Genomic DNA, 14,341 nt, shown 5'->3' on the forward strand with positions numbered 1-14,341 from the left:
ATTGTGTCTATTGTGTGCACTTTTTACACATTTCTTATTTCTATTTTAGGTTTTTAGTTGAAATTTATTGTAAAATAGTATAAATTATAATACTGTACATTAAATATTACAAGAATATTACAACCTTCAATAATATGTAATGAAATAATAATGAAAATTGATATGAGTTGAGATACGGAGGAACAGTATGAAAACTAAAAATAGGAAGATAGGCGTCTTTACATTCTTCTTGCTAACGATTTTAGCAATTTCACTAAAGACTTATTTTGCCTATTATGTAGATTTGTCACTCGGGGTTAAGGGACTCGTACAGAATTTAATTTTATTAATGAACCCATACAGCTTGATTGCGCTAATATTGAGCGTATTCTTATTCTTTAAGGGAAGAAAGTCGTTCTGGTTTATTTTTATCGCTGGATTTGTACTATCGTTCTTACTATATGCGAACGTCGTGTACTTTAGATTCTTTTCAGATTTCTTAACATTTAGTACTTTGAATCAAGTAAGTAACGTAGAATCAATGTCTGGTGCAGTATATAGTTCATTCTCTTGGTACGATTTTATATATTTCACAGATACGATTATTTTCTTATTTGTGTTGATCTTTAAGAGAAATCATTTATCAGTAAAAGCATTTCCTAAGAAATTTGTCCCAGTTGTTATGGGTGTAGCTGTCGCACTATTTTTCTTAAACTTAGCATTTGCTGAATCAGATAGACCAGAATTATTAACACGTACATTTGACCATAAATATTTAGTTAAATATTTAGGACCATATAACTTTACAGTTTATGACGGGGTTAAAACGATTCAAAATAATTCACAAAAAGCATTAGCAAGTGAAGATGATTTAACACAAGTTAAAAATTATACAAAACAGAAGTATCAAGAACCTAACAAAGAAACATTTGGTATCGCTAAAGACAAGAACGTTATTAAAATTCACTTAGAAAGTTTCCAATCTTTCTTAATTGACTTTAAAGTTAATGGTGAAGAAGTAACGCCTTATTTAAACTCTTTAGCTAAAGGTGATAAAGGTTACAAATACTATCCAAACTTCTTCCATCAAACGGGACAAGGTAAAACAGCCGATTCAGAATTAACGATGGATAATAGTATTTTCGGTTTACCACAAGGTTCAGCATTCTCATTAAAAGGTGACAACACTTATCAATCACTACCAGCAATTTTAAATCAACAAGGCGGCTATGAAACATCAGTTATGCATGGTGATTACAAAACATTCTGGAACAGAGATCAAGTGTACAAGCATTTTGGTGTAGATAAGTTCTATGATGCAACTTATTATGATATGCAACAAAAAAATCTTGAGAACTTAGGCTTAAAAGATGAAGTATTCTTTGATGAATCCATTGCACATCTAAAAGAACAAAAAGAACCATTCTATTCTCATTTAATTACGTTGACTAACCATTACCCATTCACATTGAGTAAAGAAGATGCAACGATAGAGAAACCAGATACAGGTAGTGCAACATTAGATGGATACATTCAAACAGCTCGTTATTTAGATGAATCATTAGAAAAATTCATGACAGAACTTAAAAAAGAAGGTTTATATGATGATTCAGTAATCATCATTTACGGAGACCACTATGGTATTTCTGAGAACCATAATAAAGCAATGGCTAATTTACTTGGTGAAGATGAAATCACACCAGCTAAATTCATGGACTTAAACAGAACACCATTCTTTATGAAAGTACCTGGTCTTAAAGGTGGCGTCGATGAAACATACGGTGGCCAAACAGATGTAATGCCTACATTATTAGACGTATTAGGTATTAAATCAAATAACTACATTATGTTTGGTACAGACTTATTAGCTAAAGGACACGATCAAACAGTTGCATTTAGAAATGGTGATTTTATAACGCCAGAATATAAATCAATCGGTAGCACTGTGTACGACAATAAGACTAATAAACCTATGAAGACGAAACCTAAAGATTTAGAAGAAAATAAAAATAACGTCGAAAAAGAACTCGAATTATCAGACCAGTTATTACACGGAGACTTATTCAGATTCTATGATAACCCTGACTTCAAGAAAGTTAAGCCATCAAACTATGAATACAAATCCGGTAACGGCTATCAAGAAAAATAATTATGAGTATATGAGTACCACAAAATCATGAGATTTTGTGGTACTTTTTTGTGTTGGAAATGGGGGTTGTGGGGTGGTGACTGGGAAAAGTACTTTTTAATAGGAATTATGAGTTAGAAGATGATGTGGGCGATACAGGATATAGGGTGGAGAAGTATGATTTAGTAGGAGATGTGAGTTAAAGAGGTAGTAAACTCACGAGATCGGTCAAGATGTGAGTTAAAGAAGTGGTAAACCCACGAGATTGAAGAAGATGTGAGTTAAAGTGGTGGTAAACTCACAAGATTGGAGAAGATGTGAGTTAAATATGTAGCAAACTCACGAGATTAGAAAAGATGTGAGTTAAAGAGGAAATAAACTCACGAGATTGGAAAAGATGTGAGTTAAAGACGGAGTAAACCCACGAGATTGAAGAAGATGTGAGTTAAAGAGATAGTAAACTCACGAGATTGAAGAAGATGTGAGTTAAAGTTGGAATAAACTCACAAGATTAGAAAAGATGTGAGTTAAAGAGGCAGTAAACCCACGAGATTGAAGAAGATGTGAGTTAAAGTTGTAGTAAACTCACGAGATTAAGAAACATGTGAGTTAAAGAGGTAATAAACTCACGAGATTGAAAAACATGTGAGTTAAAGAGGTAATAAACTCACGAGATTGAAAAAGATGTGAGTTAAAGAGATAGTAAACTCACGAGATTGAAAAAGATGTGAGTTAAAGACGGAGAAAACCCACGAGATAGCAAAAGACGTGAGTTAAAGAGGAAATAAACTCACGAGATTGAAGAAGATGTGAGTTAAAATAGGAGTAAACCCACGAGATTAAGAAACATGTGAGTTAAAGAGGTGGTAAACTCATGAGATTGAAAAAGATGTGAGTTAAAGAGGCAGTAAACCCACGAGATTGCTAAAGATGTGAGTTAAAGTTGTAGTAAACTCACGAGATTAAGAAACATGTGAATTAAAGAGGTAATAAACTCACGAGATTGAAAAAGATGTGAGTTAAAGATGGTGTAAACTCACGAGATTGAAGAAGATGTGAGTTAAAGTTGGAATAAACCCACGAGATTGAAAAAGATGTGAGTTAAAGTTGTAATAAACTCACATCTTTTCAAAAATTATATGATTATTTAAGAATGAACACTTTTGATCAATTAAAAAACATCCAAGTCATAGCTTAACTTCTTAATTAAGCCAAGAGATAGCCCAAGTCGTAGCTTAACTTCCTAATAAAGCCAAGAGATTCCCAACATCGACATCTCCAAAATCATCAACAGCTCCAATTCATCCAATATCCACACCCCCCACATCTCCCCCAACCCCCACACACCAACACATTAATCAATGAAAAAATCCCAATCGTCTGCACGATTGGGATTTCTATTCTATCTAACCTAAAGCGACGTCTAGTATCATCATTATTGTGAAGCCACCCATTAATCCTAATGTTGCTAAGTCAGTGTTGTTACCTGACTGTGATTCGGGGATGAGTTCTTCTACAACAACAAATATCATTGCGCCGGCTGCGAATGCTAATGCATATGGTAATACTGGTGTCGCAATGACAACTAGTAATGCACCTAGCATTGCGAATACAGGTTCAACTAAAGCTGAAGCTTGACCATAGTTAAATGACTTCCATCTTGATAAACCTGATGCACGGATTGGCATCGAGAGTGCTGCGCCTTCTGGAATGTTTTGTATACCGATACCGATTGCTAATCCAAGTGCGCCTAATAATGTTGCGCCTTCATTTCCGGTTGCAACACCACCGAAAGCAACACCGATAGCCATACCTTCAGGAATGTTATGCAATGTGATTGCTAAAAATAGTAAAGTGTTTTTGCCTAATTTAGTGTCAGGTCCTTCTACTCGCTGACTTTTATCAACTGCATTTTGGTGTGCGTGAGGTATGACAAAGTCTAATAGTCTAATAAACAATCCGCCTAAAAGAAAGCCGATTGCTGCTGGTAACCAAGGCATTGCTGAATGTGAACTTTGTTCTATAGAAGGTTGTAATAAAGACCAAAAACTAGCTGCAATCATGACACCTGCAGCAAATCCTTGCATTGTATTGATAACTTTTGTGTCTATATTTTTGAACAAGTAAACGAACGATGCACCGAATGCTGTTAACAGCCATGTGATGATACCTGCGAATAATGCTTGCAAGTATGGTGGTAGCTCTGTAAAAATCTGTTGCATAGTTTTTGCTCCTTCATATCTTTTGTGTGAAAAAAAGTGTATAATATATTAATTGAAAACTGAGAATACTAAAGGATGTTAATTCATGGAAGCATATAAAATTGAAAAACTTAATAAGCAATATGGTGACAAAATTATATTTGATGATTTAGATTTATCCATTTCTTACAAAGAACGCATTGGTTTAGTTGGAATCAATGGAACAGGGAAAAGTACTTTGCTTAAAGTTATTGCAAATATTGATGATGATTATGATGCGAAGACATCTTATCCTAACCAATATCAAATTGCATATGCAAGCCAAAAGCCTGAACTTGATGAATCTTTAACTGTAATCGATGAAGTATTAAATAACGAAACTGAAATGACGAAAGTGATTTCTAAATATGAAAATGCTTTAAATCAATATCAACAGACTGGTGAATCTAAAGATTTAGATCTTATGATGAAATATCAATCTGATATGGATCGATTAAATGCATGGGATTACAGTGCAGACGTTAAAACTATTCTATCAAAACTAGGTATAAATGACTATCTAAAAAAAATAGCTACATTAAGTGGTGGACAGAAAAAAAGAGTTGTACTAGCAAAAGAATTAATACGTAAACCAGATTTATTATTATTAGATGAACCAACAAACCATTTAGACATTGAAGGAATTGAATGGCTCGTTAACTATATTAAACAATATCCCCACACAATCATGTTTGTTACACATGATCGTCATTTCTTAAATCAAGTTTCTACAAGAATTGTTGAACTTTCAAATGGTAAATTCACAAGTTATCCAGGTAATTATGAAGCGTATATTGAAGCAAGAGCTGAAAAAGAAGAAATTGAAGCACAACAACATGTTAAAAAGAAAGCGCTGTATAAACAAGAATTGCATTGGATGAGACAAGGTGCTAAAGCTAGATCAACGAAACAACAAGCGAGAATTCAAAGGTTTAATACGTTAGAAGAAGATATATCAAATAGAAAAACACAAGGTGAAGCAAGTTTGAATTTAGCGCATTCACGCCTCGGTAAACAAGTATTTGAGTTAGACGATATTTCTAAATCTGTTGGAGATAGAAAGTTATTTGAACACTTTACAACAATTATTCAAAAAGGCGATAGAATTGGTATTGTTGGAGAAAACGGTGCAGGTAAAACAACATTACTCAATATTATTAGTGGGTTAGATCAAACTTTTGAAGGTAATCTCATTACAGGTCAAACTGTAAAAATTGCTTATTTTAAACAGCAAGATGAAAGTTTAACTTCAGATAAGAGAATGATTGATTATCTAAGAGAAGAAAGTGAAGTTGCTAAAGAAAAAGATGGCACAGTTGTATCTGTTACGCAGTTGTTAGAAAGATTTCTATTCCCAAGTCAAACGCATGGCACTCAAATTAATAAATTATCAGGTGGAGAACAAAAACGTTTATATTTATTAAAACTATTAGTTCACGAACCAAATGTATTAATTCTTGATGAGCCAACAAACGATTTAGATACTGAAACTTTAACAATATTAGAAGCTTATATTAATGAGTTCGGTGGAACAGTTATAACGGTAAGTCACGATAGATACTTCTTAAATAAAGTGGCCAATAAATATTGGTATATCCATGATCAACAAATCGAACCTATGCTAGGTACATTTGAAGACTATTTAGAATATAAAAGAGAGCTTGAGAAAAAAGCAACACAACAACATAAAGAAGTTCAAAAAACAGAAACGAAACCTAAGACTTCTGCTAGATTATCGTTCAAAGAAAAGCGTGAACTAGAACAACTCGAGAAAAATATCGAATATATAGAAACAAGATTAGAAGAAATCGACCAAGAAATGGTTGAACATGCTACAAATTATGAAAAATTAAATGAACTCGCAAATGAAAAGACATCAATTGAAACGCAATATGAAGAAGATTATATGCGTTGGTCATCCTTATCAGACAGATTATAAGCGTATAGAGGTGTATATATAGATGCAAAATATTTTAAAAGAGTATTTCGGATATCAACAATTTAGAGATGGACAGAAAGAAATTATTGATAAAGTTATTGATCATCGTCCCACTTTAGGTGTTATGCCAACAGGTGGCGGTAAATCGATTTGTTATCAAGTACCAGGTCTATATTTAGATGGATTAACGATTGTGATTAGTCCGTTGATTTCATTAATGAAAGACCAAGTTGATAGCTTGAGGTCGATGGGAATCAAAGCTGAATTTTTAAACAGTACTTTAACAGCTAAAGAGAAAAAAAGAGTAGAGAATGAACTTGTCTCAGGACAGTTGAAATTTCTATATATTGCACCTGAAAGATTTAATCAACCACAGTTTATACAAATGTTGAACAAATGTAATGTACAGCTTATCGCATTTGATGAAGCGCATTGTATTTCGAAGTGGGGACATGATTTTAGACCAAGTTATCAAGAAGTGATTACACATGTTATGAGCTTACCTCATCATTTTAGATTGGTGGCATTAACAGCAACAGCTACTAAAGAAGTACAAGAAGATATTTCTCAAAAATTAGGAATTGCTGAAAGTGATATTGTTGAAACGTCTATTAAACGTGAGAATTTAACTTTTAAAGTAAACAATACATATCAGAGACTTAATTTTGTTAAAGATTATGTGAAGAAAAATATTCATCAATCAGGAATTATTTATTGTTCTACTAGAAAACAAGTTGAACAATTAAGTGAAACATTTGATGATTTAGAAATTAAAAATGTGATGTATCATGCAGGATTACCTAAAGATGAAAGAGAACGTGCGCAACGTAAATTTATTGAAGATGATATCAAATTAGCAATCGCAACAAATGCTTTTGGTATGGGGATTGATAAATCAAACGTTAGATTCGTGATTCATTATAATATGCCTCAAGATATCGAATCATATTATCAAGAGGCTGGTCGTGCTGGTCGTGATCAGTTAGACAGTGAATGTATCTTATTATTCTCAGACCGTGATATAGACCTTCAAAAATTCTTCATTTCTTCAAGTTCGGCAGACGATGAATACAAAGAAAAGCAAGGCGAAAAGCTTCGACAAATGATTCAATATACGAAGACGACTAAATGCTTAGAAGCGATGATGATTCATTACTTTAATCCTGATGAAAAATTAGAAGAGTGTGGCAGATGCTCTAGTTGTTTACAATCAGAAAAATCCTATAACATGACAACTGAAGCACAAAAAATATTAAGTTGTATCGCAAGATTAAAACAAAAAGAAAAACGAAATATGATTATTCAAGTATTAAGAGGTGAACAAACACCTCAAATAACATCTTTAGGATATGATGAACTCAGTACTTATGGCATTTTAAAAGATTATACGACGAATGAATGTCATCATTTACTAGATGAATTGCGTTATAAAGGCTATTTAAATGAACATAAAGAAATATTAAGTGTTGACCAAGATGCAATGGATGTATTGCGTGGAAAAGTTGAAATTATGACAACACCATTTAAATCTAAGCCGAAAGAAATCGTTGATATCCAAACAATAACAGATGTTGATAGATCTTTATTTGATCGATTAATAGAAGTTAGAAAAGATTTAAGTAAAGAATTAGAAGTTTCACCACTTTCTATATTCTCTGACCAAATTTTAGAGCAATTTGCTAAACGATTACCTGAATCTAAAAAAGAAATGATTTTAATAGACGGTATTGGTAGTTATAAATTGAAACATTATTGTCCGATATTTATTGAAACCATTAAAAATTATAAACAACCCATTTAAGAAGAATAGGCATTTTATTGTGAAATTAGGGTAAATAATATAGAAGAAATTCTAGCACTGATAAAAAAGAGGAATGTGGTGTCTATTAATGATTAAGTTTGAAGCTGTTTCAAAGATATACGGGGATAAGAAAGCTGTAGATAATGTAAGTTTTAATATTAATGAAGGTGAATTTTTTGTACTTATAGGACCTTCTGGGTGCGGAAAGACTACAACACTTAAAATGATTAACAGGTTAATACCTTTATCAGAAGGATTTATATATTTTAACGATAAACCAATAAGTGATTATGATGTTGCGGAGATGCGATGGGATATTGGGTATGTTCTTCAACAAATCGCACTTTTCCCGCATATGACGATTAAAGAAAACATCGCGCAAGTACCAGAAATGAAGAAATGGAAAAAGAAAGATATTGCAAATAGAGTAGATGAATTGCTCACTATGGTTGGTTTAGATCCTGAAACATATCGAGATAGATATCCAAGTGAGCTATCTGGAGGACAACAACAACGTATTGGCGTTATTCGAGCACTTGCTTCCGATCCGCCAGTTGTCTTAATGGATGAACCATTTAGTGCACTAGATCCAATTAGTAGAAAGAATCTACAAGATGATTTACTTGAACTTCAATCGCAAATTAAAAAAACAATCGTCTTTGTAACGCATGATATTGAAGAAGCCATGAAAATGGGAGACCGTATTTGTTTATTGAACCAAGGACATGTGGAGCAAATTGGAACGACAGAAGACTTTATTCATCGACCTAAGAATGATTTCGTAAAATCATTTATTGGTAATGTGGATGCGCATGTATTGAAGCAAGTGAAGCTCGGTGATATTGCGCAACCAATTTCAGACGTAAATACGCAATCTATTGATCAATATCCTAAAGTATCACCAGATCAAACGATTGACGATATATATGGATTATTAGCAGAACACGAAGCGATTGTGATGGATTCAGAAAATGCAGCACCAAGCCATATTGTGACAAGACAATATGTGTTTAGTTATTTAGCTGAAAAGAATAGAGGTGTTTCTTAGTGAATGCCTTAATCGAAACACTTTCAAGCCGTAAAGGGCAACTTTTAGAAACGTTAATTGAACATATTCAATTATCATTTATTGCACTTTTAATCGCAGTCGTAATCGCAGTTCCGTTAGGTATATTGCTGACAAAGACTAAAAAGCTAGCCGAAGTTATTATTAACATCGCCGCTGTATTACAAACAATACCATCTCTTGCTTTACTAGGTTTAATGATTCCGTTATTTGGTATAGGGCGTATACCGGCAATTATTGCACTTGTTATATATGCGTTATTACCGATATTAAGGAATACATATACCGGTATTAAAGAAGTAGACCCTTCATTGATTGAAGCGGCACGTGGTATAGGTATGAAGACTGGTAGAAGATTGTCTAAAGTTGAGTTACCACTTGCAATGCCAGTTATGATGGCTGGTATTCGAACAGCTATGGTATTAATTATTGGTACAGCAACATTAGCGGCTTTAATAGGTGCTGGTGGTCTAGGGGATTTAATATTATTAGGTATTGATCGAAATAATACATCTCTTATATTACTAGGCGCAATTCCTGCAGCTATTTTAGCAATTTTCTTTGATGTATTTTTAAGAATTTTAGAAAGAATTTCATACAAAAAATCTTTAATTATACTTGGAACAATATTAGTCATATTCTTATTATCTGTGACGATACCTTTATTTGCTCAAAAAGGTGATAAAATTACTTTAGCAGGTAAGTTAGGATCTGAACCAGAAGTTATCACTAATATGTATAAGATTTTAATTGAAGAAGAAACTGACAACACTGTTGAAGTTAAAGCAGGTATGGGTAAGACTTCCTTCCTATTTAATGCATTAAAGTCTGACGAAATAGATGGATATTTAGAATTCACAGGTACAGTTCTAGGTGAGTTAACGAAAGAAACACCTAAATCAACAACTGAGAAAGAAGTATATAATCAAGCTAATAATAGCCTTGATAAAAAGTTTGATATGCAATTACTTGAACCGATGAAATATAATAATACGTATGCTTTAGCAGTTAAAAAAGAATATGCTGAAAAGCATAATATTAAAACTATTTCAGATTTAAGTAAGGTTGAAGATGAAATTCGACCTGGTTTCACTTTAGAGTTTAATGACCGTGAAGATGGTTACAAAGGTATTCAAAAGAAATATGATTTAAACTTTAAAGATGTTAAAACAATGGAACCTAAATTAAGATATCAAGCGCTTGAAAGTAATGATATTGATTTAATCGATGCATATTCAACAGATGCTGAGCTTAAAGAATATGGCATGGTTGTCTTAGAAGATGACAAAAAATTATTCCCACCATACCAAGGTGCACCACTTATGAAAAAAGAAACAATTAAAGAGCATCCAGATGTGGTGAAAGCTATGAATAAATTAAAAGGCAAAATATCTGATGAAGAAATGCAAGAAATGAATTATAGAGTTACAATCAAGGATGAAGATGCTTATCAAGTCGCGAAAGAATATTTACAGAAGAATGACTTGATTGATTAAATACCATTGATTTATGAAAATGATTAGGTCTATAATACTAATAAATTAACAAACGGTAAATTTCGATTTACCGTTTTTATATTTCAACTTGGAGGTCTAAAAATGAAGCAACAATTAAGTGAATTACAAGCATACCAACCGGGGTTATCTCCGAGACAATTAAAAGAAAAGTACGGCATAGATGGAGACATGGTCAAACTTGCTTCAAATGAGAATTTGTATGGTCCTTCACCAAATGTTAAAGAAGCAATCAAAGCTAATTTAGACGAATTATTCTACTATCCAGAAGTGAAACAATTTGAAGTGAAAGAAACATTAAGTACATTTCTCAATGTGAAGAAAGAACAAATATTCTTTGGTTCAGGATTAGATGAAGTAATCATGATTATTTCAAGAGCAGTTCTTGAAAAAGACGATGAAATTTTAACGAGTGACATGACATTTGGACAGTATAGACATCATGCTATTATTGAAAGTGCCCAAGTTAAAACAACACCAATTAAAGATGGACATTTTGATTTAGATGCAATGTATGAACAAATTACAGATAAAACGAAACTGATTTGGATTTGTAATCCGAATAACCCAACAGGTACATATTTGCCTCATGATGCTATAGAAGCATTTATTCAAAAAGTACCAGATGATATTATCGTTTTAATAGATGAAGCATATATAGAATTTGCTGTTGCTGAAGACATGCCAAATAGCTTAGAATTGCTTTCAAAATATAATCAAGTCGTTGTCTTACGTACACTTTCTAAAGCGTATGGATTAGCAGCACAACGTATAGGTTATGCAATCGCGAATGAATCATTATTAGACCAATTAGATATTGTCAGATTACCATTCAATGTAACGTCACTTTCAGCTGTTGCAGCAGATGCCGCAATTAAAGATCAAGCTTACTTAAAAGACATTACAACAAAGAATCGTCATGAAATTGAAAAATTCTTAAATGCATCTTTTAAAGAACATATTTATGATAGCCAAACGAACTTTATATACGTTAATACAAACGAACCTCAAGTATTATATGATTATTTAATAAAAGAAGGCTTTATTACGAGACCATTCCTAAATGGTGTACGTATTACGATGGGCTTTAGTGAACATAACGATAAGATGATACAAGTATTAGAAGAATTCTTTAAAACACACAGTTCGTAATAAAGGAAAGGCAATACGTTCTTTGGTATACTAGTAGACATTGATATATAAAGGAGAAGGTATAATGACGAAGCAAACAATTGGTATCGATATGGATGAAGTGCTAGCTGACACAATAAAAAAACTTTTAAGACGTTACAATGAAGAAACTTCTTCTAATGTTACTATGGAAGAACTTAAAGGTACTAAAATCCGTAATATGATGCCTGAACATCAAGGTATTTTGACAAGTATTTTAAGAGAAGATGGATTTTTTAGAGACTTAGAAGTATTTCCAGACGCTGTAGAAGTTGTACAGAAGTTAAATGAATACTATGACGTTTATATTGTTACAGCAGCGATGGACGTACCAACATCATTTGCAGATAAATACGCTTGGCTAAGAGAACATATGCCATTCTTAGACCCTCAACACTTTGTATTTTGTGGAGATAAAGGTATCGTCAATACAGATTATTTAATTGATGATAATCCTAAACAACTTGAAAGCTTCAATAATCATTCAATTATGTATGCAGCAGATCATAATATTGATATTGATAAATGGCCAAAAGTTCAAAACTGGACAGAAGTAGAAGCATATTTCTTAGGTGAAAACGGGGAATATAATAAACAACAAGAATCTTTATCAGAATCATATAAATAAAGTAAAAGACATCAGCTTGGGAAGCTGATGTCTTTTACTTTAATGTATGCCTTGCATAAGTTTTTTAATTTTTGGTGTCATTGATAATACAATAAGTGAAACAACAATAGCGATTGCGCCGATTAAACCAAAGTAGTTCTGTTGACCTAATGGCTCAATCAATTTAACTAATTGTCCGTTAATACCTTGTGCTGTTGCATTTGTTAAGAACCAAAGACTAAGCATTTGTGCTGAAAAGGCTTTTGGTGCAAGTTTAACTGAAACACTTGATCCAGTAGGTGATAAACATAATTCCCCAATAACACATAGGAAGAAGCTGAGTACTAACCAAATTGGATTCATCAGTTCTGCTTGTTGCATCATCATTGCAATCATCATAGCAATAAATGAAACACCAGCAAATGCTAAACCAATTACAAATTTAAGTGGTGTAGAAGGATTGTATTTACCTAATTTTTGCCACAAGAATGAAATAACTGGTGCAAATAAAACAATGAAGATTGGGTTAATAGATTGGAACCAACCTGCTGGTATCACGAAATTAATACCATATGCATTTAAATCTAATTGTGTATGTTCTTGCGCGAACACACCAAGTACGTTTGATCCTTGTTCTTGAATGCTCCAGAATAAAACAGAAGCTAAGAACAATGGTACATACGCAAGTAATCTTGATTTTTCTGTTTGATCTATATCAGGGCTTCTATACATAATTGTCCAGTAAACAAATGGTATAACGATACCGATAATTAAAACAATTAAACTGATTGAATTAAATGTAAGATGACCTGTTAAATATAAAATAGCTAAAAGAATAACAATACCGATTGCACTATATGTAAACATTTTAGCGTATTTAACTTTTTCTTTATGATTGAGTGGGTTAGAAGGATGATTTTCAACTTCCCCAAGACTTCTTTTTTGGAATAGAATGTATGCTACTAAAGCTAAAAGCATACCGAAAGCTGCGATTGAGAATCCTTGGTGGAAACCAACGCTTACACGTACTTTGTCGATAATAAGTGGTGATAATAAAGCACCCATATTAACTGACATATAAAAGATAACAAAACCTGCATCTAATCTATTATCATTCTTATGATATAAACCACCCACAACATTTGAAATGTTAGGTTTCATAAGTCCCGAACCTACAATGATTAATATCATAGAAATAAGAAATGCACCTAAACCAAATGGTAAAGATAACACTAAGTGACCTAGCATAATAAGTACTGCACCGTACATTAATGATCTACGAGAGCCGAGTAATCTATCCGCTACCCAACCACCTAATATACCTGTCATAAATATTAATGAACCATACATGGCCATAATTTGTTGAGCTGTAACTTTATCTAAACCTAGTCCGCCTTGGCTGACAGTAAAGTATAAATAATACAGTAAAATTGCACGCATTCCATAATAACTAAAACGTTCCCAAAATTCTACAAAGAACAATATACCTAAGCCGCGAGGATGTCCAAAAAATCCATATTGAGGGACAGTTTCAACCATTTCCTCTCGCGTCATTTTGCCCATAAAAAATCGCTTCCTTTCTAAACTTCCCCCGATTGTTAGGTAAGTTTAAAGAACATTTTAACCCTATATGTTAGTAAATTCAATAAAATTTTAATAAGTTCTAATATTATGAATATTCTAAAATAATTAATATATCAATAATAAGTATTTTTACACATATTAGTTGATTGTGTAACAGATATAGGGAGGGGAGGATTTATGTGTGGGATCTTAGTTGTGTCGTTAGGGACAGAATTCCGAGAAATGTCCGTAAGATTGGGCATATCTAATTACCAGAATTCAGAAAAATGGAAGTTAGAGCATTCTAACTACCAGAATTCGAAATAATGGAAGT

The 14,341-nt window shown here is 32.7% G+C and carries 9 protein-coding genes; 7 read left to right on the forward strand and 2 right to left on the reverse strand.

Translation table 11 applies throughout. From position 1 onward, the window contains the following. Positions 1-187: 187 nt before the first annotated feature. A complete protein-coding gene (ltaS, locus tag LQ617_RS06745) occupies positions 188-2,128 on the forward strand; it encodes a lipoteichoic acid synthase (RefSeq protein WP_204252673.1) in 1,941 nt (646 codons plus the stop codon). 1,385 nt (positions 2,129-3,513) lie between these two features. Here the strand turns inward: ltaS and LQ617_RS06750 are convergent. Next, on the reverse strand, positions 3,514-4,329 hold the full coding sequence (locus tag LQ617_RS06750) for a ZIP family metal transporter (protein WP_037588700.1): 816 nt from the start codon (positions 4,327-4,329) through the stop codon (positions 3,514-3,516). An 85-nt stretch (positions 4,330-4,414) separates the two neighbouring features. Between LQ617_RS06750 and LQ617_RS06755 the strand changes: the two genes are divergently transcribed. From LQ617_RS06755 to LQ617_RS06780, 6 genes are all read left to right on the forward strand, one after another. Next, positions 4,415-6,286 carry an ABC-F family ATP-binding cassette domain-containing protein gene (locus LQ617_RS06755; RefSeq protein WP_239740040.1) on the forward strand — a complete coding sequence of 624 codons (1,872 nt, stop codon included), beginning with the start codon at positions 4,415-4,417 and terminating at the stop codon, positions 6,284-6,286. A gap of 22 nt (positions 6,287-6,308) precedes the next feature. After that, entirely contained in the window at positions 6,309-8,087 is a 1,779-nt protein-coding gene (recQ, locus tag LQ617_RS06760; protein ID WP_025905404.1) for a DNA helicase RecQ, read from the forward strand. Between the two features lie 88 nt (positions 8,088-8,175). After that, positions 8,176-9,135, forward strand: coding sequence for an ABC transporter ATP-binding protein (locus LQ617_RS06765; RefSeq protein WP_037588704.1), 960 nt, complete (start codon positions 8,176-8,178; stop codon positions 9,133-9,135). After that, on the forward strand, positions 9,135-10,649 hold the full coding sequence (locus tag LQ617_RS06770; protein ID WP_037588706.1) for an ABC transporter permease/substrate-binding protein: 1,515 nt from the start codon (positions 9,135-9,137) through the stop codon (positions 10,647-10,649). Before LQ617_RS06765 ends, LQ617_RS06770 begins: the two co-directional genes overlap by 1 nt. Before the next feature lie 102 nt (positions 10,650-10,751). Beyond that, on the forward strand, positions 10,752-11,819 hold the full coding sequence (hisC, locus tag LQ617_RS06775) for a histidinol-phosphate transaminase (RefSeq protein WP_239740041.1): 1,068 nt from the start codon (positions 10,752-10,754) through the stop codon (positions 11,817-11,819). 64 nt (positions 11,820-11,883) lie between these two features. Beyond that, positions 11,884-12,465, forward strand: coding sequence for a 5' nucleotidase, NT5C type (locus LQ617_RS06780; RefSeq protein ID WP_239740042.1), 582 nt, complete (start codon positions 11,884-11,886; stop codon positions 12,463-12,465). A gap of 39 nt (positions 12,466-12,504) precedes the next feature. On the opposite strand, the gene LQ617_RS06785 is transcribed toward LQ617_RS06780, so the two are convergent. After that, positions 12,505-14,007, reverse strand: a complete 1,503-nt coding sequence (locus LQ617_RS06785; protein WP_239740043.1) for a peptide MFS transporter — start codon at positions 14,005-14,007, stop codon at positions 12,505-12,507. Between the last annotated feature and the right edge of the window lie 334 nt (positions 14,008-14,341).

Origin of the sequence: Mammaliicoccus sp. P-M59, from assembly GCF_022386135.1 — a bacterium.
Lineage (GTDB): Bacteria > Bacillota > Bacilli > Staphylococcales > Staphylococcaceae > Mammaliicoccus > Mammaliicoccus sciuri_A.

Excerpts from the sequence above, each read along its gene's own strand:
- LQ617_RS06785 (WP_239740043.1), bottom strand. The coding sequence starts at position 14,007 with ATGGGCAAAATGACGCGAGAGGAAATGGTTGAAACTGTCCCTCAATAT.
- LQ617_RS06765 (WP_037588704.1), top strand. The coding sequence starts at position 8,176 with ATGATTAAGTTTGAAGCTGTTTCAAAGATATACGGGGATAAGAAAGCT.
- LQ617_RS06755 (WP_239740040.1), top strand. The coding sequence starts at position 4,415 with ATGGAAGCATATAAAATTGAAAAACTTAATAAGCAATATGGTGACAAA.
- LQ617_RS06780 (WP_239740042.1), top strand. The coding sequence starts at position 11,884 with ATGACGAAGCAAACAATTGGTATCGATATGGATGAAGTGCTAGCTGAC.
- recQ (WP_025905404.1), top strand. The coding sequence starts at position 6,309 with ATGCAAAATATTTTAAAAGAGTATTTCGGATATCAACAATTTAGAGAT.
- LQ617_RS06750 (WP_037588700.1), bottom strand. The coding sequence starts at position 4,329 with ATGCAACAGATTTTTACAGAGCTACCACCATACTTGCAAGCATTATTC.
- hisC (WP_239740041.1), top strand. The coding sequence starts at position 10,752 with ATGAAGCAACAATTAAGTGAATTACAAGCATACCAACCGGGGTTATCT.
- ltaS (WP_204252673.1), top strand. The coding sequence starts at position 188 with ATGAAAACTAAAAATAGGAAGATAGGCGTCTTTACATTCTTCTTGCTA.